Source organism: Clostridium senegalense JC122, assembly GCF_000285575.1.
Lineage (GTDB): Bacteria > Bacillota > Clostridia > Clostridiales > Clostridiaceae > Clostridium_J > Clostridium_J senegalense.
In genome coordinates this window covers 594,463-618,048 of the sequence record NZ_HE611050.1, presented here as the reverse complement: position 1 = coordinate 618,048, position 23,586 = coordinate 594,463, and the positions used below count along the sequence as shown (strand labels likewise).

Here is a 23,586-nt window from a genome sequence, read left to right as displayed (position 1 = left end):
AAAACGCAATTCTAAAAATATGAAAAAATTTCAAGTATATTTTATTAAAAATATAGTAAAATAATAATAAATACATAAAAAAAATAAATTAATTGCTTTAAAATTTATTATATACTTAATTTTAATTTAATATTTCTATAAATATGTTGTTTTACAAAAAAATAATATATTTGTCGAAATAGGTAAAAAAACATTGAAATTTTAAAATTGATATGATATGATAATTAGTATCATAAACAATTCAAAAAATTTTTAATTAGCTAAAAATTGCAAGAAATGTTTTGAGTGACAGCTTATTTGTAGTAGATTGATTTGTGGGAGTAGAAACAAGAAAGAATATAAACTAGTGTTTATAAAGGAGGAGAAGTAGAAGTGTCGCTATTAGATAAAACAAGAAGACTAAATAAAATTTTACAAAAATCAGGAACAGAACCAGTAGTTTTTGATGAAATATGTAATTTATTAAGCGAAGTATTAGATTGTAACGTATATGTTATAAGCAGAAAAGGAAAAGTTTTAGGATATAATTTTGCTGGAGGATTTGAATGTGAGACTGTTAAAGATCACGTTGTTAATAACATGAGATTCCCAGAAGATTATAATGAAAGACTTTTAGGGGTAGATGAAACAAGAGCTAATCTTTCAAGCAAAGGAATTTGCGTATTTGAAGGAGAAAAAGATTGTGAAATTGAAGGAAAACTTTCTACTATAGTACCTATAAATGGAAATAGAGAAAGATTAGGAACTTTATTATTAGCTAGATTTAATAAAGAATTCTTTGAAGAAGATTTAGTTATTGCTGAATATAGTGCAACTATAGTAGGAATGGAAATATTAAGAGCTAAAAATGAAGAAATAGAAGAAGAAGCAAGAAAGAAAGCTATAGTTCAATTAGCAATAGGAACACTTTCTTATTCAGAGTTAGAAGCTGTAGAACATATATTTAATGAGTTAGACGGCTATGAAGGTCTTTTAGTAGCTTCTAAAATAGCTGATAAAGTTGGAATAACTAGATCAGTTATAGTAAATGCATTAAGAAAATTTGAGAGTGCTGGAGTTATTGAATCAAGATCTTTAGGTATGAAAGGTACTCATATAAAAATACTTAATGAGAAATTAATAGAAGAGTTAGATAAATTAAAATAGAGCATTATGCTCTATTTTTTTTGTTTAAATGTTGTATTTTATTAAAATCAATGCTATAAAGTTTAAAATTAAGTTTTAAAATTATTTATTTTAAAACTTGGATATCTAAAACAATGAAGTATGTCTTTAATCATAAAAAGTGAATATTAAATTCTTTATAAAAAATTCAAAGTTATTAAATAAACTTTTGTTAGCAAGTGATAAGATTAAGTACAATTATAGTTAATTGAAAATAATGGATGAAACTGAAAGTCAGTTTCTTAAAATAAAAATACTGTTAGTATTATTAGGGAGATAGTGAGTAATAATTACTAAAACTTTTAACAAAAGGAAACCATTAATTATAGATAAAATGTTAATTAAAGTTTTCTCGATTGACAAATAAATAACTTTATAATTTGCTTTATAACCTTATATTTAATAGAAGTTAAAAATAAAAATACGTTTATTAAAGTATTTTATGGATATAATACTAATGTTAATTTATAATTAAAAATACTTCAAATGAAGTGAAATTTTATATTGAATAGTGCTTAGTATTATGATATACTAACACAGGTAAGAATACGCACATTGCTGTATTTTCTAGAAAGGTGCCTTATTTTGAAGGTTTTTTAGAAAAAATGAGGGCAATGGAGGAAAAACCAGGAGGGAATTTAAAATGGCAGTAATATCAATGAAACAATTATTAGAAGCTGGTGTACATTTTGGACACCAAACAAGAAGATGGAACCCTAAAATGGCTCCATATATATTCACAGAAAGAAACGGAATATATATAATCGATTTACAAAAAACAGTTAAGAAAATCGATGAAGCTTATGATTTCTTAAAATCAGTATCAGAAGAAGGAAAAGATGTACTTTTCGTTGGAACTAAAAAACAAGCTCAAGAAGCTATTAAAGACGAAGCAATAAGATCAGGAATGCACTTCGTAAACAATAGATGGTTAGGTGGAATGTTAACAAACTTCACAACTATCAAAACTAGAATCGGAAGATTAGAAGAATTAGATAACATGGAAGAAGATGGAACATTTGATGTTTTACCTAAGAAAGAAGTTACTCTATTAAAAAATGAAAGAGAAAAACTAGAGAAAAACTTAGGCGGAATTAGAAACATGGATGCTAATAATATAGGAGCATTATTTGTTGTAGATCCAAGAAAAGAAAAAAATGCTATATCAGAAGCAAAAATATTAGGAATACCTGTTGTTGCTATAGTTGACACAAACTGTGATCCAGATGAAGTTGATTACGTAATACCAGGAAATGATGATGCTATAAGAGCGGTAAAACTAATAACTGAGAGATTAAGCGATGCTATAATCGAAGCAAGACAAGGTGAACAATTAGCTGAATAATTTTATTTTACCTTGAATAATTGACATTTTAGAATAAAAAATGTTAGTAGAGTAAATAAATTTAAAAGGTAAGTGAAAATAAATTTCATTTACCTTTTAAATTAGTTAAGAGTAGGAGGAATTATAAATGATAACTGCAAGCATGGTTAAAGAGCTTAGAGAAAGAACTGGTGCAGGAATGATGGACTGCAAAAGAGCTTTAAGTGAAACTAATGGAGATATGGATAAAGCGATAGAAATATTAAGAGAAAAAGGGTTAGCTGCAGCTGCTAAAAAAGCAGGAAGAATAGCAGCTGAAGGACTAGTTGTTACTTATATTTCAGAAGATAATAAAAAAGGTGCTGTAGTAGAAGTAAACTGTGAAACAGACTTCGTTGCAGCTAATGAAGAATTTGTTAAATTAGCTAAAAATATAGCTAAGCAAGTAACTTATTCAAATGTTACTACTGTAGAAGAATTAATAGAAGAAAATTACATAGAAGATGAAACTTCTACTATAAAAGATACATTAACAGCATTAATAGCTAAAATCGGAGAAAATATGTCTGTAAGAAGATTTAAAAGATTTAGCATAGAAAATGGAATGCTTCAAAGCTATATACACGGTGGTGGAAGAATAGCTGTTATGGTTGAACTTGCTTGTGATAAGCAAGATGAAACTTTAGCTCAAGTTGGAAAAGATGTTGCTATGCAAATTGCTGCTGCAAATCCATTATTCTTAGATGAAACAGCTGTTGATCATGAAACTATAGAAAAAGAAAAAGAAATCTATAGAGTTCAAGCTTTAAATGAAGGTAAACCAGAAAAAATAGTAGAAAAAATGGTTGAAGGAAGAGTTAAAAAATACTTAAAAGAAGTTTGTTTAGTTGATCAAGTTTGGGTTAAAAATCCTGACTATACAATAACTAAATATCTTCAAGAAGAGTCTAAGAAAATAGGTGCTGACATAAAAATTAATAGATTCGCTAGATTCGAAAGAGGAGAGGGAATCGAGAAAAAAGAAGATAACTTTGCAGAAGAAGTTGCAAAAATGCAAGGTAAATAATAAAAAATAAAAGAGAACCTATGTGTTCTCTTTTTTTAAAATAAACATATAAATTTACAAATTTTTGATGGAATTATAATAATTTGGAGGTACAATATATATGGAAGCTGCAAAATATAAAAGAGTAATGCTTAAACTTTCAGGTGAGGCTTTAGCTGCTGATAAGGGGTATGGTATAGATTTTGATATAGCTAGTAAAATAGCTTTACAAATTAAAGAATTAGTAGAGATGGGTGTTGAAGTTGGAGCTGTTGTTGGTGGAGGAAATATCTGGCGCGGACGACAAGGCGAAGATATGGATAGAACAACTGCGGATTATATGGGTATGTTAGCAACATGTATAAATGCATTAGCACTTCAAGACTCATTAGAGAGTGCTGGAGTACACACAAGAGTACAAACAGCTATTGAGATGAGAGAAATTGCTGAACCTTATATAAGAAGAAGAGCCATGAGACACTTAGAAAAAGGAAGAGTAGTGATATTTGCAGCAGGTACTGGAAATCCATATTTTTCAACAGATACTACAGCAGCTTTAAGAGCTGCAGAAATAGAAGCAGATGTAATATTATTAGCAAAAAAAGTAGATGGGGTTTATGATAAAGATCCATATAAACATAATGATGCTGTTAAATTTGATAACTTAAGTTACTTTGATGTTATAGAAAAGGGCCTTCAGGTTATGGATACTACAGCAACATCACTATGTATGGATAATGATATTCCAATATTAGTATTTGGATTAGATAAACCAGAAAATATAATTAAAGCTGTAAAAGGTGAAAAAATTGGTACTCTAGTATCTAAAGTATCTTGTAATAAATAATTTTTGGAGGTAGTTTATTGTATGATTAAAGAAATTATAAAAAATGCTGATGAAAAAATGACAAAGACTCTTACAGTTTTAAAAGGTGAATTATCAACAATGAAAGCTGGAAGAGCAAATCCAAAAATGTTAGACAGAATAGAAGTGGAATGCTATGGTAGCATGGTTCCATTAAACCAAGTAGCTAATATATCTGCTCCAGAAGCAAGAGTACTTTTAATACAACCATGGGATAAAAGTTCTTTAAAAGATATTGAAAAAGCTATTTTAAAATCTGATTTAGGATTAAATCCTACTAGTGATGGTGCAGTTATAAGATTAATGATTCCTGAACTAACAGAAGAGACAAGAAAAAATCTTGTTAAGAATATAAAAAAAGTTGGAGAAGATGCGAAAGTTGCAGTGAGATCTATAAGAAGAGATGCTAATGATAAGATAAAAGCTCTTAAAAAAGATGGAGAAATTACTGAAGATGAAGCTAAAAAGTCAGAAGATAGCATTCAGAAGGAAACTGACAAATACGTAAAAGAAATAGATACAATTGTTGCAGCAAAAGAAAAAGAAGTTATGTCAATTTAATTTTATATTAATAGATAAAAACCTGCATTTATGCAGGTTTTTATTGGTTTAAAATTAAATTTGTATTTATATTAATGAAAATGCATAATATAAAATTAATTTTTAAATCTATTTTATAAACTTAAATATAAATAAAACTTTATTTTTTATTTAAATTTGATAAAATTATTATTAAGTGTAGTTCAACTTTAACTTATATATGATATATAAGGTTGAGTTAAAATTTATTTAATGACTAAAACATATTTTTATATCAAATGACTTTTGAAATTATATATATATAATCTTGACTATTGTATCAATTTTGGTATATCTAGATTTAAAAATGAATAATTTAAATAGTCAGCTTAGAACTATATAAAAATAACAACAGATAAAAATAAAGAAAAATCACTTTTAGATTTAGAATGGAGAGATAAACATGTTGAATTTTTTTAAGGGTAGTGAAAAAAAAGAAGAAAAAATAATTTTAGATAGTAATAATATACCAAAACATATAGCAATTATCATGGATGGAAATGGAAGATGGGCTAAGGATAGAGGATTGGCTAGAATGCTTGGACATAGAGAAGGTATGAAAACTATAAAAAGAATTTTGAATAGAGCATCTGATTTAGGTGTAAAATATTTAACCTTATATGCCTTTTCCACAGAAAACTGGAAAAGACCTAAAGAAGAGGTTGGTGCACTGATGAAATTAATAATTGAATTTGCGCATAAAGAATGTGAAGATTTAAAGAAAAATAATGTAATAGTAAAAACAATAGGAGATTTAGACAAGTTACCTAATACTAGTTTAGAAGCAATAAATATGTTAAAAGAGGAAACAAAAAACAATACAGGTATTGTATTAAATATTGCATTAAATTATGGTGGAAGAGATGAAATTATAGTAGCAACAAAAGAAATATGTAAGCAGTTACTAAATGGAAAAATATCAATAGACGATATAAATGAAGAATTAGTAAATAATAATTTATACACAGCAGGTATGCCAGATCCAGATTTGATAATAAGACCTAGCGGAGAGCAAAGATTGAGTAATTATCTATTATGGCAAAGTGCATATTCAGAGTTTTGGTATTCTAACATAAAGTGGCCAGATTTTAGTGAAAAAGATTTAGAAAGAGCTATTTATGATTATCAAAATAGGGATAGAAGATTTGGTGCTGTAAAGTAATGGAAGGAGATTTTTATGAATAAAAGGTACATTGGTGCAGCTATGATAGCTCCAGCACTAGTATTTTTCTTAATAGGAGGAGTTATACTTAAATATTTTGTTTTAGTTTTAGCACTATGTGGGCTTTATGAGTTTTATAATGCTTGTAAAGAATCCCAGTTAAAACCTATTTCCATTATAGGATATATAATAACTGTAGTATATTTTGTTACATTAGGTGAAAAATTTAATTTTGAAATGGTTTCATATATGTTAGTAATAGGTACTTTTATAACTATGTTTGTACCTGTGTTTAATACAGAATATAATTTTATAGATGTAGCAACTACAATGTTTGGAATTTTATATGTAACGATATTTTTTAGTTTATTGCCACTTATAAACATGTTAGAATATGGACAATATTTAATATGGTTAGTATTTATATCTTCTTGGGGATGTGATACTTTAGCATATTACACAGGAAGATTTTTAGGTAAACATAAATTGATACCTAAGGTTAGTCCTAAAAAAACGGTTGAAGGTGCAATTGGTGGACTATTTGGTAGTGTTTTAGGTTGTGTTATATATGGTTATGTAATAAAAAAATTTGGAGTGAATATATCACTTTATAATTATGCGATAATAGGAATTTTAGGAGGAATAGTAGGTCAGTTAGGCGATTTTGTAGCGTCATCTATAAAAAGACATGCGAAAATTAAAGATTATAGTAATCTTATACCTGGACATGGTGGAATATTAGATAGATTTGATAGCATACTTTTTGTATCAGTTGTAGTATATTATTATATAACAATTTTTATGGGGATGTAGAGTTTGAAATATAAAAAATTATTTTATTCTATTGTTTTACTTATACTATTCATAATTGGAACTATAATAATAACAAATTATATAAGACCTATTATGGTGACAACTGCTTTAATCTTAGTATCGCTACCGTTATACAAAATGTTAAGGAAAAGGGATACTTTTGGAGAAAAGGCAAGTGCTATTATTAGCATAGTTTTTATAAACTGCCTTTTCTTTCTTATTTTATTGTTTATAGGTACATTTTTATTTGATAAAGGTGTTTCTTTTGTAAATGATGAGTTAAATGGATTGTTATTATATATTAGTGAAATTTATAAAAGAATAACACCTTTTCAAAGTTTAAATGATATGGATGCTAAAAATAGAATTTTAAATGCTATGGAGAAATTTTTGAAAAGTGGAGTATTAAAAAAAGGTGCTATTCACACAACGGATGGATTATTAACTTATTTTGTTGGAAATATAATAGCATATTTTGTTTTAGCTGATATAAAATCAGTAGCACTATTTATAATTGAATTAATTGGTAAAGAAAATTATATGAGAGTTAGGAAGAAGTTTTATGAAATGAGTAAATTGATAAAGATAATAATTTATTCAGCTTTTATAAATATGATTATTGTAATAATAGGGTTTAAAATACTATCTATAAAAAATTGTATATCTTTAGGTATTATTTGTGCAATATTAGATATAATTCCTTATATAGGAACTTTTATAGTGTTTGTTCCATTAACATTATATTATTTTTATATGAAAAATCATTTTATAGTTATAGGGTTATTAACATTATATGTTATATTATTTTTAACTACACAAATAATTCAAGGAAAATTTATGAGTTGTAAACTAAATATTCCTCCAATACCACTAATTCTTGCAATATATATTGGTACTAAAAATTTTGGTATAATTGGAATGATTACAGGAGTGTTATATGTAATAACTTGTAATGAGTTTGTCTTTGAAAAGTCATATGATTTTGATAAAATTTATAATGCAAAATAGATTTATATTTGAAGAAATTATGGCATAATAGTATAATTTTAAAAAGGTAAGTTATAACAAAGGGCTATAAATTTAAATTATATAGTATAGTTAGAAGAAGGAGCGATTTTTTTTGAAAAACATAAGTATATTAGGGGTTACGGGCTCTATAGGAACTCAGACGTTAGACGTTGTTAGGCAAGAAAATGAAGAGTTTAATGTAATAGGTATATCTGCAAATACCAGTTATAAAAAGGTTATAAATATAATAGATGAATTTAAACCTAAATATGTAGCCATGATGGATAAAGATAGTTATATTAAAGTAAAAGAATATTGTGAAGAACATGAATTAGACATATTAGTTTATGAAGGATTAGAGGGGTTAATAAAAATATCAACATTAGAAGAGATAGAAATGGTAGTCACATCAGTTGTTGGTATGATAGGGCTTATACCTACTATAAAAGCTATAAGAGCTAAAAAAGATATTGCTCTTGCAAATAAAGAAACTCTTGTAGTAGCAGGTGAAATTGTAATAAGAGAAGCTAAAGAAAATAATGTTAAAATATTACCAGTAGACTCAGAACATGGAGCTATATTTCAATGTTTACAAGGGAATGAAAATCAAAAAATAAACAAGATATTATTAACAGCATCAGGAGGGCCTTTTAGAGGGAAAAGTAGAGAAGAACTTACTACGATAAAAGCAGAACAGGCATTAAAACATCCTAAATGGAATATGGGAAAAAAGATATCTATAGATTCATCTACGTTGGTGAATAAAGGATTAGAGGTTATAGAAGCCCATTATTTATTTGGTGTTGATTATGAAGATATAGAGGTGGTAGTTCATCCACAAAGTATAGTTCATTCAATGGTAGAATATATAGATGGAAGTATTATAGCTCAGCTTGGAAGTACAGACATGAAATTACCAATACAATATGCAATGAACTATCCAGTAAGGAAGCCATCTGTTACTGAAAAATTAAATTTTTATACATTAGGACAATTAACTTTTGAAAAACCAGATATGGATACTTTTGGGTGTTTAAAACTTGCTTATCAAGCAGGGAAAAAAGGCGGTAACATGCCTGCAATAATGAATGGAGCTAATGAAGTTGCAGTAGAATTATTTCTAAATGGAAAAATTGGTTATTTACAAATAGAAGAAATTTTAAAAGAATGTATGGGAACATTAAAATTTATAAAAAATCCTACTTTAGAAGAAGTCATACTTACAGATAAAGAGGTTAGAAAATATGTTGAAAATAAATTTGGTATATAGGGAGATAAATTAGTATGGGAGTGTTATTTGAAAATATAGGACATATACTTATGGCTATAATAGCCTTTGGAATTTTGGTTGTAGTGCATGAATTTGGACATTTTATACTTGCAAAAATAAATGATGTACGTGTAGATGAATTTTCAATAGGTATGGGACCTAAACTTTTTGGCATAAAAGGAAAAGAAACAGAATATAAAATATGTCTTCTACCTATAGGTGGTTATGTAAAAATGTATGGAGAAGATGATGAAGTAACTAGTGTAGACCCAAGAGCATATGCAAATAAAAATTCATGGCAAAAACTTTCAATAGTTTTAGCAGGACCAATAATGAATATATTTTTAGCTATATTCTTATTTGGACTTGTTGGAAATATAGAAGGAATTCATGTTCCAACTGTAAGTGATACAATAAAAGATAGTCCAGCATATACTGCAGGTGTAGAAAAAGGAGATACTATAAAATTTGTAGATGACAAAAAAATAACTACTTGGAATGATTTTGCAACAGAAGTTATTTTAAGTGATGGTAAGGAACTAAAAGTCACTATTGAAAGAAATGGTGATTATAAAGATATAAACTTAACGCCAGCATTTTCAAAAGAAGAAAATCAGTTTTTAATAGGTATTTATCCAGAATTGAAAACTCCAACAATTGGTGAAGCTTTTAAATATGGCGTTGATCAAACAATAAGTCTTACAAAACAAACTTTTCAATTCTTTGGAAGATTATTTAAAGGAAAAGTATCAAGTGATGATTTTGGTGGTCCTATTTCGATAATTAGAATTTCAACTGCAGTAGCAAGGCAAGGGGTTGCAAACCTTATGTTGTTAGGAGCATACTTAAGTATTCAATTAGCTATATTTAACATAATACCATTTCCAGCATTAGATGGTGGTTGGACTTTAATATTAATATTACAAATAATAACTCGAAGAGAGTTTAATAAAGAAGTTATTGCAAGAATAAATTATTATGGATATATGGCACTTATGGGGCTTATGATATTTATGCTTGTAAAGGATATTGTTAATCCTATTCAATTTTAGGAGTGATTAAGATGATAAGAAGAGAAACTAGAAAGATACAAATAGGAAATATAGAGATTGGTGGAGATGCTAAAATAGCAGTCCAATCTATGACTAATACAGATACAAGAGATGTTAAAGCAACTGTAGAACAAATATTAAGACTTGAAAAAGCAGGATGCGATATAGTTAGATGTGCAGTTCCAGATATAAAAGCAGCAGAAGCTATTAAAGAGATTGTAAAAAATATTAATATACCTCTTGTAGCAGACATTCATTTTGATTATAAATTAGCAATTAAAGCTATGGAAAATGGTGTGTCCAAACTTAGAATTAACCCAGGAAATATAGGAAGCGAAGAAAGGGTTAGAGAAGTTGTAAAAGTTGCTAAAGAAAAGAAAATACCAATAAGAATTGGTGTTAATTCAGGATCTTTAGAAAAAGGTATTCTTGAAAAATATAAAAGACCTTGTGCAGAAGCTTTGGTGGAAAGTGCATTAGGACATGTAAAGATATTAGAAGATATGGATTTTCATGATATAATTATATCGATTAAATCATCAGATGTAGGTGAAATGATACAAAGTTATAAATTGATGTCAGAAAAGGTTAACTATCCACTACATTTAGGTGTAACAGAGGCAGGGACTCCTTTTAAAGCTACTGTTAAATCAAGTGTTGGCATAGGGGCATTGTTATCTCAAGGTATAGGTGATACTTTAAGGGTATCTATTACTGGAGATGTTGAAGAAGAAGTTAAAGTTGGAAAAGAAATTTTGAAATCTTTAGGATATATTAAAGAAGGAATAAAATTTGTATCCTGTCCTACCTGTGGAAGAACAGAAATTGATCTTATAAAAATTGCTAACGAAGTAGAAGGATTACTTGCAGGAATTAATAAGAACATAAAGGTAGCAGTTATGGGATGCGTAGTAAATGGACCAGGAGAAGCAAGAGAAGCAGATATTGGTATAGCTGGTGGAAAAGGTTGTGGAATAATATTTAAAAAAGGTGAAATTATAAAAAAAGTAGATGAAAAAGATCTTGTTCCAGAACTAATGAAGGAGATAGAAAAACTATAGGACTAGGAGGATAAAATATGAATAAAAGCCTAGTTGAACTTTTAAAAGATCATTTAGATGAACATAAGGATATTTCTGATTATGATATTAAGGTACTGAGGATTCAGTACCTTAAAAAACGGAAAAACTAATAATATACTTAAGCGGTGACAGTGGTCTAAATGAAGATATAAAAGATAAGGTAGAATTAATACTATATAAGGCGTTAAAAGTATTTAAAAATATAGAGTATATATGGTATGTGGATATAAAGGCTGCAAATTTACAAGAAGTATGTACCATGTATTGGACAGATCTTATAAATGATGTTACAGTAAAAAATCCAACAGTGAGAACTGCTTTATTAAATTGTGAAAAGGAAATTGATGATAGTACTGTAAAAATAAAAATTTCTAATAAATTCATATGTGATATATTAAAAAATAAACATATGGAACAAACTATTAAGTCCACATTAAAAAGAGTATATGGTATAGATGGAAGTATAAAAATAATTAATGACAATATTGTGAAGGTGGATTACTTTAAAGAAAAAGAGAAAGAAAATGTAAATATAATACAAGAAGTAATGAAAAACACCAATGTAGAAAATAAAAATAATTCTATAGAAAATAGTAAATTAAAATCTTCAATGCAAAATAATAAAAATAATAATGGAAGTGCAAATTCTTACAGAAAACCACGATTTGATAACTCTAAAGATGCTAATGATGAAAATTTAATTATTGGGCGTCATGTTACAACAGAGCCAACACAAATTTGTGAATTAGATCAAACTTCTGGATTTGTCTCCATAATTGGTGATATATTCAAAGTTGAAATAATAGAAACAAAAACGGGAAGAATTATACCTACATTTTGTATTACAGATTATACTAGTTCTATAATGGTAAAATGTTTTCTCAAAAATCAAGAACTAGAAAAACTTCAGGAAAATTTGAAGGTAGGATTGCACTGTAAAGTTAGTGGAGAAGTTATATATGATACTTATGCAAGAGAAATAGTACTTATGGGTAAACATATGTATAAAATGGCTAAAACTGAGAGAAATGATATAAATGAAGAGAAAAGAGTAGAGCTTCACGCACATACTAATATGAGTTCTATGGATGGATTAGTATCAGCATCAAAACTTATAAATACTGCTGTAAAATGGGGACATAAAGCTATTGCAATAACTGATCATGGTGTGGCACAAGCATTTCCAGAAGCTATGAATGCATCTAAAGGTAAAGATATAAAAGTTATATATGGTATGGAAGGTTACCTAGTTGATGATGGAATACCAATAGTGATAGCAGATGAAAATAGAAATCTTAATGACGATATTGTAGTATTTGATTTAGAAACTACAGGATTTTCCAGTGAAAATGATTCTATTATTGAAATTGGGGCAGTTAAAGTTAGAGATAATCAAATTGTAGATAGATTTAATGAATTTGTAAATCCTAATAAGTCTATTCCGTATAAAATAACAGAGCTTACAGGAATAACAAATGATATGGTTAAAGATGCAGATCCTATAGAAAGTGTATTACCTAAGTTTTTAGAGTTTGTTGGAGATTCTATGGTTGCAGCTCATAATGCTCCTTTTGATACATCTTTTATAAAATCTAATTGTAAAAAAATTAATGTAGAATTTAAAAATTCAATAATGGATACTATTCCTTTAGCAAAATTTTTATTTCCAGATTTAAAAAGATACAAGTTGAACACAATATGTAAGCATATAGGTATATCTTTAGAAAATCATCACAGAGCTGTTGATGATGCAAAAGCAACAGCGGAAATAGTACTACATTGTTTAGAGATGTTAAAAGAGAAGGAAATATTTGATGTATATAAATTAAATAAAGAGTTTTTAGGAAATTTTGATATAAAAAAGGCTGTTACTTATCACATAATAATACTTGCAAAAAATCAAGTAGGCATAAAAAATTTATATAAAGTTATATCAAAGTCTAATTTGGAATATTTTCATAGAAGACCAAGGGTACCTAAAAGCCTTTTGGAAGAATTTAGGGAAGGACTTATAATTGGCTCTGCTTGTGAGGCAGGTCAAATATACAAAGAGGTATTACAAGGCAAATCTTTTGAAGAGATGGAACAATTAGTGAATTTCTATGATTATTTAGAGATACAACCAATTGGTAATAATAAATTTTTAATTGCAAATGGAACAGTTAAAGACGATAATCAGCTAAGAGAAATAAATAGTAAAATTTATAAACTTGCAGAAAAATATAATAAATTAATTGTAGCTACAGGTGATGTTCATTTTTTACATCCTGATGATGAGGTTTTTAGAAGAATACTTATGGCAGGACAAGGATTCTCAGATGCAGATAACCAACCACCGCTATATTTTAAAACTACTACAGAAATGTTAAAGGAATTCTCATATTTAGGTGAAGATAAGGCTAGAGAAGTAGTAATAGAAAATCCAAATAAAATAGCAGATATGGTTGAGGTGGTAAAACCAATTCCAGATGAAACATTTCCACCTAAAATTGAAGGTGCAGATGAAGATATTAGAAATATGACGATGGAAAATGTAAAGAGAATCTATGGAGAGGACTTACCAGAAGTAATACAACAAAGATTAGACAAAGAGTTAAATTCTATAATTAATAATGGGTATGCAGTACTTTATCTTATAGCTCATAAATTAGTTGCAAAGTCAATAGCAGATGGATATTTGGTAGGTTCTAGAGGATCAGTAGGGTCTTCTTTTGTTGCAACTATGACAGATATAACAGAAGTTAATGGATTGCCACCACATTATGTTTGTCCAAAGTGTAAAAATAGTGAATTTTTTATGGATGGTTCAGTAGCTTCTGGGGTTGACTTGCCAGAAAAAAATTGTGAGAAATGCGGAACTCCATATATTAGAGATGGACATGACATTCCTTTTGAAACTTTCTTAGGGTTTGAAGGAGATAAGGAGCCAGATATAGATCTTAACTTTTCCGGTGACAATCAAGGAGACATACATAAATATACTGAAGTACTTTTCGGAGAAGGGCATACTTTTAAAGCAGGAACTATAGGAACAATTGCAGAAAAAACTGCATATGGCTTTGTAAAAAAATATTTAGATGAAAAAGAGATTAATGTTCCATCAGCAGAGATAGATAGGTTGACAATTGGATGTACTGGAGTTAAAAGGACAAGTGGACAACATCCAGGGGGGATAATGGTAGTTCCAAGTGATAATGAAATATATAATTTTTGTCCTATACAACATCCAGCAGATGATCCTAACTCTGACATAATAACAACTCATTTTGATTATCATTCTATAAGTGGTAGATTGTTGAAATTAGATATACTAGGTCACGATGATCCTACTGTATTAAGAATGCTTCAGGATATAACAGGGCTTGATCCAAAAACAATACCACTTTCAGATCCTAAGGTTTTGAGTATATTTACATCACCAGAAGCTTTAGGGGTAACAGTAGAAGAATTGGGATGTGAAGTTGGAAGTTATGGAATTCCAGAGTTTGGTACTAAATTTGTAAGACAAATGCTATTAGATACTAAACCTAAAACTTTTTCAGATCTTGTAAGAATATCTGGATTATCACACGGAACAGATGTTTGGCTTAACAACGCTCAATATTATATTAAAGAAGGCTTCACTACATTAAAAGACTGTATATCAACAAGGGATGATATTATGGTTTATTTAATATATAAAGGGTTGCCACCTAAAATAGCTTTTAATATTATGGAAAAAGTAAGAAAAGGAAAAGGCCTTTCAGAAGAACATGAACAAATAATGAGAGATAATAACGTCCCAGATTGGTATATCGGATCTTGTAAAAAAATAAAATATATGTTTCCTAAAGGTCATGCTGCAGCATATGTTATGATGGCAGTTAGAATTGCGTATTATAAAGTTTATTATCCTAAAGCATATTATGCAACGTATTTTACTGTAAGGGCAGATGATTTTGATGGAGACGTTGTTATAAAAGGAGAGGAAGCTATAAAGGCAAAAATGGATGAAATAGCTGAACTTGGTAATAAGGTAGGACCAAAAGAAAAAGGTTTGATGACAATATTAGAATTGTCTTATGAGATGTACAAGAGAGGTATAAAATTTTTGCCAGTAGATATATATGTATCTCATGCAACGAAATTTTTAATAGAAGGTGAGTATATAAGAATACCACTTAGTGGATTGCAAGGTGTTGGTGTCAATGCTGCTAAAAGTATTATGGAAGCTAGAGAAAAAGGAGAATTTCTTTCTAAACAAGATTTAAAAGAAAGAAGTGCTGTTTCTAAAACTGTTATAGAATCTTTAGATAACCATGGGTCATTAGAAAATTTACCAGAAACCAATCAATTAAGTTTATTTTAAAAGAAATTTTGATTATTTGTTATTAATTTTAGAAAAATAGAGCAAAATATGTGTAAGAGTATACCTATTTAAATTCCCTTGAAATAGATTGTTTTTTATGATATACTAACACTAAGGTTTAGTGATTTGAGATAATTGTACTTTTGGGAGAGTAGGTTATGCCTACTCTCTATTTATTGAAACGCAACACTTTAAGGTTGCGTTTTGTCATATAATAAAAAGTAAATTTAAAGGAATTCATTAGACAATAGAACATATCATATATTTATGCATTCTATAATAAAAAGTGGAGTTAGACAGTATAATTCCATAAGAGTTAAAAGGAGGTTAATGTATGGAAAACAGTATTTTAGTTGAAAAGCTTAACGGATTAGCACAGCCAATAGTTGAGAAAAATGGATGTGAAATGTATCATCTAGAATATGTAAAAGAAGCAGGCGAATATATATTTAGAGTTTATATAGATAGCGAAAAAGGAATATCGCTTTCAGAATGTGAAAAGGTTAGTAGAGAGTTAAGTGATGTTTTAGATATAGAGGACCCTATAGCAGATGAGTATACTTTAGAAGTTCAATCACCAGGAATATTTAGAACATTATTTACAGATAAACATATTGAAAAATACATAGGGCACGATGTTAAAGTTAACTTGAAAAAATTATTAAATGGTAAGAAAAAATATGAAGGTGTATTAAAGAAATTTGATACTTTAAATTTAGTAATAGAAATTTCAGGTGAAGAAATAGTTATTCCAAGAGAAAAAGTATCACAAGTTACTTTAAACCCATCGCTATAAGGAGGATAACTAAAAATGAATGAAGAATTTATAGATGCACTTAGAGAAATTGTAAATGAAAAGGGAATAAGTGAGGATTTATTATTTACGACAATAGAGGATGCGTTAGTTGCAGCATATAAGAAAAATTATGCAAACTCTTCTGTAAACGGACAAAATGTAAAAGTTACAATGGATAGAGAGTCAGGAGAAACTCACGTATATGCTCAAAAAGAAGTTGTAGAAGAAGTATATGATGAGACTTGTGAAATATCTTTAGAAGAAGCAAGAGAGCTAAGTCCAAGATATGCTATTGGAGATATAGCTGAGATGGAGGTTACTCCTAGAAGCTTTGGTAGAATCGCAGCTCAATCAGCTAAACAAGTTGTTATTCAAAGAATTAAAGAAGCAGAAAGAACTATTATATATAACGAATTCAAAGAAAAAGAATTTGATATAATTACAGGAACAATAATAAGAAAAGACAGAGGAAATGTATTTATAAACTTAGGAAAAATAGAAGCTATACTTGGACCTAACGAACAAATGCCAGGTGAAGAATATAACTTTAATGAAAAATTAAGTTTATATATAGTAGAAGTTAAAAATGGTACAAAGGGACCTCAAATAATAGTTTCTAGAACTCATCCAGGTTTAGTTAAAAGATTATTTGAAAGAGAAGTTCCAGAGATATACAATGGTATTGTAGAAATAAAAAGCATAGCAAGAGAAGCAGGCTCAAGAACTAAAATAGCAGTTTATTCAAATGACGACAATGTAGAAGCAATGGGTGCTTGTGTTGGACCAAAAGGAATAAGAGTACAAAATATTGTAAATGAGCTTAGAAATGAAAAAATTGATATAATAAAATATAGCAAATTACCTGAAGAAAATATAGCTAATGCTTTAAGTCCAGCTAAGATATTAGAAGTTAAGGTTGATGAAGAAACTAAGAGTGCAAAAGTTGTAGTTGATGATAATCAATTATCATTGGCGATAGGTAAAGAAGGTCAAAACGTAAGATTAGCAGCGAGACTTACTGGTTGGAAAATAGACATAAAAAGCAAATCACAAGCTTTAGAAATTATTGAAGAAAATGATGAAGAACTTTTAATAGTTGAAGAAATTCAAGAGTAGGTGATAATTATGAAGGTAAAAAAAGTACCTCAAAGAATGTGCACTGGTTGTATGGAAATGAAAGATAAAAAACAACTTATAAGAGTTGTAAGAAATAAAGAGGGAGAAATCTCTATAGATATGACAGGTAAAAAACCAGGCAGAGGAGCTTATATTTGCAAAAATATTGATTGCCTTGAAAAAGCTATAAAAGCCAAGAGATTAGAGAGAAATTTAGAAGTAAATATAGACGAAGAGGTTTTTATAAAGCTAAAGGAAGAGATAAATGATGAACAATAAGTTTTATCAATTTTTAGGTTTAACTAAAAAATCAAGAAACTTAATAGAAGGCTACAATAAGTGTGAAGAAGCAATAAAAAAAGAAAAGATTTATCTTATAATATTGTCAAAAGAATGCTCAGAGAATACTAAAAAGAAATTTAGAAAAATTTCAGAAGAAAAATCAGTACAACTAATAGAGGATATTCCTAAAAATGAATTAGGCAAGCCACTAGGTAGAGAAGAGATAAATGTACTGTGTGTAAAAGATAATAATATGAGCAAAAAGCTTATAGAGTTATGGAATAATCACGAAAGCATATAAATTTGGAGGTGAAAGCTTTGGCGAAAACAAGAATATACGAATTAGCTAAAGAATTAGGTGTTTCAAGTAAAGAATTAATAACGGTTCTTTTTGAAGAATTTGGTGTTGAAGCAAAAAATCATATGAGTGTCATAGATGAGGAAGATGCTGAATTAATTAAGGAACTTTTTGCTGAAAATAAGTCAAAAGAAAACGACATAGTTGAAATTTATGAACATATAGAAAATGAAAGTGTTAATAAATTAAATAAGAAGAAAAACAAGAACAAAGGTAAAAATAGAGATGGTAGAGATGATGATTCAACAGAGAATGATTCAGTAGATGAAGTTATTGAAATTGAAGGCACTATAGTTGTTAAGGATTTAGCTGAAAAATTAAATAAATCTTCTGTTGAAGTAATTAAAGAACTAATGTTTTTAGGCGTAATGGCAAATATGAACCAAGAAATAGATTTTAACATAGCTGAAAAGGTAATAGAAAAGTTTGGTGCATTTGCTGTATTAAAAGAAGAAGAAGCTGGTAAATTAGGTGAAGAAATAGAAGTTGAAGATATTCAATCAGAAGATGAAGATATGAAAAAAAGACCACCAGTTGTTACAATAATGGGTCACGTTGACCATGGTAAAACATCACTTCTAGACGCTATAAAACATTCTAAAGTTACAGCTACAGAAGCTGGAGGAATTACTCAACACATAGGAGCTTATACTGTAGATGTAAATGGACAAAAGATAACATTCTTAGATACTCCAGGACATGAAGCCTTTACTGCTATGAGAGCAAGAGGAGCGCAAATAACAGATGTTGTTGTATTAGTAGTAGCAGCAGATGATGGAATAATGCCTCAAACAATTGAAGCTATAAATCACTGTAAAGCAGCAGAAGTACCTCTAATTATTGCTATAAATAAAATGGATAGACCAGCAGCAAACCCAGATAGAGTTAAACAAGAATTAACAGAACATGGATTAGTAGCAGAAGACTGGGGTGGAGATACTATTTGTGTACCTGTATCTGCACACACTAGAGAAGGTTTGGACACATTATTAGAAATGATAGTTTTAACTTCTGAAATGTTAGAGTTAGAAGCAAATCCAGACAGAAGAGCAAAAGGTACAGTAATTGAAGCTAAGCTTGACAAAGGTAGAGGTCCAGTAGCATCATTACTTGTTCAAAATGGAACATTAAATGTTGGTGATTCTATAATAGTTGGAACTACTTATGGTAGAATAAGAGCTATGATAGATGACAAAGGAAAGAAAATAAAATCAGCAGGACCATCTATACCAGTAGAAATTTTAGGATTATCTGAAGTTCCAGCAGCTGGAGATAGATTTAATGTAGTTAAAGATGAAAAAACTGCAAGAAATATGGCTGATAATAGAAAAGAAAAAATTAGACAAGAAAGCTTCACAGCTTCTAATAAGGTTTCAATGGAAAACTTATATAGTCAAATACAAGAAGGTAAAGTTAAAGAATTAAGCGTTATAGTTAAAGCTGATGTTCAAGGTTCAGTAGAAGCTATAAGACAATCTTTAGAAAAACTTTCAACAGACAATGTAAAAGTAAGAGTAATACATGGTGGAGTTGGAGCTATAACAGAAACAGATGTTACATTAGCAACAGCTTCAAATGCCATAATAATAGGATTTAATGTAAGACCAGATAACAATGCTATAGCTGCTGGGGAAAAAGAAAGTGTTGAAATAAAAACATATAGAATAATATATGATGCTATTGAAGACATAAAATCAGCTATGCTTGGAATGCTTGATCCAGAATATAAAGAAGTTATCCAAGGTAGAGCAGAAGTAAGACAGGTATACAAAATATCTAATATTGGTACTATAGCAGGATGTTATGTATTAAATGGTAAAATCACAAGAAACTCTAGTGTTAGAGTTATAAGAAATGGTGTAGTTATATTTGAATCTACTTTAGCTTCATTAAAAAGATTTAAAGATGATGTTAAAGAAGCAGCGTCAGGATTTGAATGCGGTTTAAGTGTAGAAAAATTCAATGACATTAAAGAAGAAGATATAGTAGAAGCATACATCATGGAAGAAATTAAACCAAAACAAATATAGTTTAAGGAGTGAGTTACGTGGCAAATTATAGAGGCGGTAGAATAAACGAAGAAATAAAAAAAGACGTAAGTAATACCATACAAAATAAGATAAAAGATCCTAGATTAACTGCAATGGTAAGCGTAACTGATGTAGACGTAAGTAAAGATTTAAGCTATGCTAAAATATATGTTAGTATTTTCGGAAATGAAAAAGAAAAACAAGATTCACTTGCAGCATTAAAAAGTTCAGTTGGATTTATAAGAAAAGAAATAGGGAAAAATGTTAAATTAAGGCAAGTACCACAGGTGATTATAGAATTAGATACAACACTAGATAAAGCAATGCATCTAGAATCTTTATTTGATAAAATAAAGAAATAGTTAGTATGAATTTAGAAAAAGTTGTAGAAAAAATTATGGAAAGTAATAGCATAGCTATTACTTTCCATGTATCACCAGATGGAGATTCCCTAGGAAGCGCAACAGCATTGATGTTAGCGCTTAAAAGTTTAAATAAAAATGTGCAAGTGCTTTGTAAAGAAGAAATACCAAATGCTTTCTCTTATTTAAAAATAGCTGAAGAAATTAATATAGAGGAATATAAACCACAAGAAAATATTGATTTAGTTATAGTTTTAGATTGTGGTGATAAAAAAAGAATTAATGCAGAATTAGATTTTGAAAATAGAAAATATTCAATAATTAATATAGATCATCATATGTCTAATGAAATGTATGGAGATATTAATTATGTAAGTGTTGAGTCAGCTGCAGTAGGAGAAATAGTATTTAACATTATAAGAATGCTTAAAATACATATAACAGAAAATATGGGAGCAGGGATATACACATCATTACTTACTGATACAGGGTCTTTTAGACATAGTAACACAACAAAAGTTACTCATGAAATTGCAGGTTATCTTATAGAAAATGGTTTGAACTTTAGTGAAATTCATAGAAAAATTTTTGATAACAAAGAATTTAATAGAGTAAAATTATATGGAAAAGTTATAGAAAAAATGGAAATGCAATGTGAAAATAATGCAGTATTTATGTACTTAAACAAAACAGATTTAGAATCTCTTGGAATAGAACAAAGTGATACATCAGATTTGTTGGTTTTTGGAACTAAAATAAAGGGTGCAGATGTTACTGCTCTTATAAAAGAGGCAGATAATGGGGTAAAAGTAAGTTTGCGTTCAAAAGAAAAAGTGGATGTAAGAAAAATTGCAGAAGGATTTAATGGTGGTGGACATGTTAGAGCAGCAGGTTTTTACTATGAATCTACTATGGAAGAAATTAAAGAAAAATTAATAGCTATATTAGAAAAAGAGTTGATGTAAATGAGTTTTGGTAATAAAAAAAGTGGTATATTAAATATTTATAAACCTAAAAATATGACTTCTTTCGATGTTGTAAGAGATTTAAGAAAAATATTGGGAGAAAAAAAAGTTGGTCATTGTGGGACTTTAGATCCGCAGGCTTGTGGCGTTTTACCAGTATGTTTTGGAAGATCAACTAAAATAATAGATTATATAATGGAAGGTACAAAAGAGTATGTTGCTACACTAAAACTTGGAGAAGTAACAGACACTTATGATGTTGAAGGTAAAGTAATAAAAACATTTGAAGTGAAAGTTACAGAAGATGAAGTAAAAGCTGTTATAAACTCGTTTAAAGGCGATATAAAACAGGTACCTCCTATGTATTCTGCTTTAAAGGTTAATGGAAAGAAACTTTATGAATTAGCACGACAAGGTATAGAAATAGAAAGAGCAGCAAGAGATGTAAAAATACATGATATTACTATAGAAAATATAGATATACCTTATGTAAAATTTAAAGTAAGATGTTCAAAAGGGACATATATAAGAAGTTTATGCTATGATATAGGAGAAAAATTGCAATGTGGTGCAGTTATGACAGATTTAGAAAGGACGTCAACTGGTAGATTTACTAAAGAAAATAGTATAAATATAAAAGATTTACATAAAGACAATGTAGAGCAGTATATTCTTTCAGTTGAAAGTGCGTTTTTAGATTACCCTAAATTAATAGTAAATAATAAATTCGAAAAATTACTTTTAAATGGTGTTGCTGTAAAAGATAGAAGTTTCATTGATAATATTGAAGAGTTTAAAATATATAGGATTTATAATGAAGATAATGATTTAATAGCAATAGGTAGAAAAACGGAGATAGGATTTAAATTAATAAAAATTTTAGTTTAGAGGTATTATGTATGAAAGTATTGAGGGATAATTTTTCTGAAAAAATAAACACAGATACTTTTGTTGCATTGGGGAGTTTTGATGGAATTCACTTGGGACATCAAAAACTAATAGAGCAAACAATTGAAATGACTAGAAAATTTAATTTAAGCAATAAAAGTAAAAATGCAAAGTCAATGGTCTGTACATTTTATCCTCATCCATTAGTAACTATAAATAGTGTTATAGCACCTAAACTTATTATGGATAATAAAAATAAAATTAAGGTGCTAGAAAATTTGGGATTAGATATTTTAAATTTTATGACCTTTGACAAAAAACTTATGCAAATATCTCCAGAAGAATTTATAATAAAATTAGTTGAAACTTATAATGTAAAAGGTATAGTTGTAGGATTTAATTATAAATTTGGATATAAAAACTTAGGAGATGTTAATTTATTAAAGAAATATAGTAAATTACTAAATTTTTCTCTTTGTATAGTTGAGCCAGTAAAAATAGAAGATGAGGTAATCAGTAGTTCTAAAATACGAAAGTATATAAAAGAAGGAAATCTAGAAAAATCAAATGAAATGCTAGGAAGAACATACTCTCTTTCAGGTAATGTTATAAAAGGAAAACAAATAGGTAGTAAAATAATGGGATTTCCTACTATAAATTTAAAGTATGATAATAAATTAGTATTACCTAGTAGAGGTGTATATTATACATTAGTAAAATATAAAGGTGATGTGTATCATGCTATGACTAATATAGGATTTAATCCTACAGTTAACGGAAAAAGTCTTAGCGTAGAGACAAATATTTTTGATTTTGATAAAGAGATTTATGGTGAATCTGTAGAGTTATATTTTGTACATAAAATTAGAGAAGAAAAAAAATTTAATATAATAGAAGATTTAGTAAATCAATTGAATAAAGATAAAGAATTTGTCAAAAATATAAGTATAAAACTAAATATAAATATAAATTAGCAATAAATAATTTACAAAGATAATTTTATTTGATATAATTTCTTTGAACCTTATGCTAAGTTTACTGAATTGCCAACGGACTACTTGGAATAAGGGGATATTA

At 28.4% G+C, this 23,586-nt stretch carries 21 protein-coding genes; all 21 read left to right on the top strand.

Going from position 1 to position 23,586, the window contains the following annotated elements; translation table 11 throughout:
* Positions 1-372: 372 nt before the first annotated feature.
* The 21 genes from codY to CSGHG_RS03400 all read left to right on the top strand — a co-directional run bounded on the left by codY (position 373) and on the right by CSGHG_RS03400 (position 23,483).
* On the top strand, positions 373-1,146 hold the full coding sequence (codY, locus tag CSGHG_RS03500; protein WP_010292762.1) for a GTP-sensing pleiotropic transcriptional regulator CodY: 774 nt from the start codon (positions 373-375) through the stop codon (positions 1,144-1,146).
* 661 nt (positions 1,147-1,807) lie between these two features.
* Positions 1,808-2,509 (top strand): 30S ribosomal protein S2, encoded by a 702-nt coding sequence (gene rpsB, locus CSGHG_RS03495; protein ID WP_010292760.1) that lies wholly within the window; start codon positions 1,808-1,810, stop codon positions 2,507-2,509.
* 127 nt (positions 2,510-2,636) lie between these two features.
* A complete protein-coding gene (tsf, locus tag CSGHG_RS03490; protein ID WP_010292758.1) occupies positions 2,637-3,554 on the top strand; it encodes a translation elongation factor Ts in 918 nt (305 codons plus the stop codon).
* A gap of 100 nt (positions 3,555-3,654) precedes the next feature.
* Positions 3,655-4,380, top strand: a complete 726-nt coding sequence (gene pyrH / locus CSGHG_RS03485) for a UMP kinase (protein ID WP_010292756.1) — start codon at positions 3,655-3,657, stop codon at positions 4,378-4,380.
* A gap of 21 nt (positions 4,381-4,401) precedes the next feature.
* Positions 4,402-4,959 carry a ribosome recycling factor gene (gene frr / locus CSGHG_RS03480; protein WP_010292755.1) on the top strand — a complete coding sequence of 186 codons (558 nt, stop codon included), beginning with the start codon at positions 4,402-4,404 and terminating at the stop codon, positions 4,957-4,959.
* Positions 4,960-5,380: 421 nt separating this feature from the next.
* Positions 5,381-6,139, top strand: a complete 759-nt coding sequence (locus CSGHG_RS03475) for an isoprenyl transferase (RefSeq protein WP_010292753.1) — start codon at positions 5,381-5,383, stop codon at positions 6,137-6,139.
* Positions 6,140-6,154: 15 nt separating this feature from the next.
* On the top strand, positions 6,155-6,952 hold the full coding sequence (locus CSGHG_RS03470) for a phosphatidate cytidylyltransferase (protein WP_010292751.1): 798 nt from the start codon (positions 6,155-6,157) through the stop codon (positions 6,950-6,952).
* 3 nt (positions 6,953-6,955) lie between these two features.
* On the top strand, positions 6,956-7,960 hold the full coding sequence (locus tag CSGHG_RS03465; protein WP_010292750.1) for an AI-2E family transporter: 1,005 nt from the start codon (positions 6,956-6,958) through the stop codon (positions 7,958-7,960).
* A gap of 112 nt (positions 7,961-8,072) precedes the next feature.
* Positions 8,073-9,230, top strand: a complete 1,158-nt coding sequence (locus CSGHG_RS03460) for a 1-deoxy-D-xylulose-5-phosphate reductoisomerase (protein WP_010292749.1) — start codon at positions 8,073-8,075, stop codon at positions 9,228-9,230.
* Between the two features lie 14 nt (positions 9,231-9,244).
* Positions 9,245-10,282: an RIP metalloprotease RseP gene (gene rseP, locus CSGHG_RS03455; RefSeq protein ID WP_010292748.1), complete on the top strand. Its 1,038-nt coding sequence runs from the start codon at positions 9,245-9,247 to the stop codon at positions 10,280-10,282.
* 11 nt (positions 10,283-10,293) lie between these two features.
* A complete protein-coding gene (gene ispG, locus CSGHG_RS03450; protein WP_010292747.1) occupies positions 10,294-11,343 on the top strand; it encodes a flavodoxin-dependent (E)-4-hydroxy-3-methylbut-2-enyl-diphosphate synthase in 1,050 nt (349 codons plus the stop codon).
* Positions 11,344-11,533: 190 nt separating this feature from the next.
* A complete protein-coding gene (locus CSGHG_RS19770) occupies positions 11,534-15,712 on the top strand; it encodes a PolC-type DNA polymerase III (RefSeq protein WP_412766359.1) in 4,179 nt (1,392 codons plus the stop codon).
* Between the two features lie 334 nt (positions 15,713-16,046).
* Complete coding sequence (rimP, locus tag CSGHG_RS03440; protein ID WP_010292743.1) at positions 16,047-16,508, top strand: ribosome maturation factor RimP; 462 nt, start codon at positions 16,047-16,049, stop codon at positions 16,506-16,508.
* Positions 16,509-16,523: 15 nt separating this feature from the next.
* A complete protein-coding gene (gene nusA / locus CSGHG_RS03435) occupies positions 16,524-17,624 on the top strand; it encodes a transcription termination factor NusA (RefSeq protein ID WP_010292741.1) in 1,101 nt (366 codons plus the stop codon).
* A gap of 9 nt (positions 17,625-17,633) precedes the next feature.
* Positions 17,634-17,903 (top strand): RNase P modulator RnpM, encoded by a 270-nt coding sequence (rnpM, locus tag CSGHG_RS03430; protein WP_010292740.1) that lies wholly within the window; start codon positions 17,634-17,636, stop codon positions 17,901-17,903.
* The gene (locus CSGHG_RS03425; RefSeq protein ID WP_026022209.1) at positions 17,890-18,207 is read left to right on the top strand and encodes a 50S ribosomal protein L7ae-like protein; all 318 of its coding nucleotides are present in this window, start codon (positions 17,890-17,892) and stop codon (positions 18,205-18,207) included. Before rnpM ends, CSGHG_RS03425 begins: the two co-directional genes overlap by 14 nt.
* 17 nt (positions 18,208-18,224) lie before the next feature.
* Positions 18,225-20,294, top strand: a complete 2,070-nt coding sequence (gene infB, locus CSGHG_RS03420) for a translation initiation factor IF-2 (RefSeq protein ID WP_010292737.1) — start codon at positions 18,225-18,227, stop codon at positions 20,292-20,294.
* Positions 20,295-20,311: 17 nt separating this feature from the next.
* Positions 20,312-20,656, top strand: a complete 345-nt coding sequence (rbfA, locus tag CSGHG_RS03415) for a 30S ribosome-binding factor RbfA (RefSeq protein ID WP_010292736.1) — start codon at positions 20,312-20,314, stop codon at positions 20,654-20,656.
* A 5-nt stretch (positions 20,657-20,661) separates the two neighbouring features.
* On the top strand, positions 20,662-21,621 hold the full coding sequence (locus CSGHG_RS03410; RefSeq protein ID WP_010292734.1) for a DHH family phosphoesterase: 960 nt from the start codon (positions 20,662-20,664) through the stop codon (positions 21,619-21,621).
* Positions 21,622-22,509 carry a tRNA pseudouridine(55) synthase TruB gene (truB, locus tag CSGHG_RS03405; RefSeq protein ID WP_010292733.1) on the top strand — a complete coding sequence of 296 codons (888 nt, stop codon included), beginning with the start codon at positions 21,622-21,624 and terminating at the stop codon, positions 22,507-22,509. It begins immediately after the preceding gene.
* A gap of 11 nt (positions 22,510-22,520) precedes the next feature.
* The gene (locus tag CSGHG_RS03400) at positions 22,521-23,483 is read left to right on the top strand and encodes a bifunctional riboflavin kinase/FAD synthetase (protein ID WP_010292731.1); all 963 of its coding nucleotides are present in this window, start codon (positions 22,521-22,523) and stop codon (positions 23,481-23,483) included.
* Positions 23,484-23,586: the final 103 nt, after the last annotated feature.

Excerpts from the sequence above, each read along its gene's own strand:
- tsf (WP_010292758.1), top strand. The coding sequence starts at position 2,637 with ATGATAACTGCAAGCATGGTTAAAGAGCTTAGAGAAAGAACTGGTGCA.
- CSGHG_RS03410 (WP_010292734.1), top strand. The coding sequence starts at position 20,662 with ATGAATTTAGAAAAAGTTGTAGAAAAAATTATGGAAAGTAATAGCATA.
- ispG (WP_010292747.1), top strand. The coding sequence starts at position 10,294 with ATGATAAGAAGAGAAACTAGAAAGATACAAATAGGAAATATAGAGATT.
- CSGHG_RS03425 (WP_026022209.1), top strand. The coding sequence starts at position 17,890 with ATGATGAACAATAAGTTTTATCAATTTTTAGGTTTAACTAAAAAATCA.
- rnpM (WP_010292740.1), top strand. The coding sequence starts at position 17,634 with ATGAAGGTAAAAAAAGTACCTCAAAGAATGTGCACTGGTTGTATGGAA.
- pyrH (WP_010292756.1), top strand. The coding sequence starts at position 3,655 with ATGGAAGCTGCAAAATATAAAAGAGTAATGCTTAAACTTTCAGGTGAG.
- CSGHG_RS03400 (WP_010292731.1), top strand. The coding sequence starts at position 22,521 with ATGAAAGTATTGAGGGATAATTTTTCTGAAAAAATAAACACAGATACT.
- rseP (WP_010292748.1), top strand. The coding sequence starts at position 9,245 with ATGGGAGTGTTATTTGAAAATATAGGACATATACTTATGGCTATAATA.
- truB (WP_010292733.1), top strand. The coding sequence starts at position 21,622 with ATGAGTTTTGGTAATAAAAAAAGTGGTATATTAAATATTTATAAACCT.
- rpsB (WP_010292760.1), top strand. The coding sequence starts at position 1,808 with ATGGCAGTAATATCAATGAAACAATTATTAGAAGCTGGTGTACATTTT.
- frr (WP_010292755.1), top strand. The coding sequence starts at position 4,402 with ATGATTAAAGAAATTATAAAAAATGCTGATGAAAAAATGACAAAGACT.
- CSGHG_RS03475 (WP_010292753.1), top strand. The coding sequence starts at position 5,381 with ATGTTGAATTTTTTTAAGGGTAGTGAAAAAAAAGAAGAAAAAATAATT.
- rimP (WP_010292743.1), top strand. The coding sequence starts at position 16,047 with ATGGAAAACAGTATTTTAGTTGAAAAGCTTAACGGATTAGCACAGCCA.
- CSGHG_RS03470 (WP_010292751.1), top strand. The coding sequence starts at position 6,155 with ATGAATAAAAGGTACATTGGTGCAGCTATGATAGCTCCAGCACTAGTA.
- nusA (WP_010292741.1), top strand. The coding sequence starts at position 16,524 with ATGAATGAAGAATTTATAGATGCACTTAGAGAAATTGTAAATGAAAAG.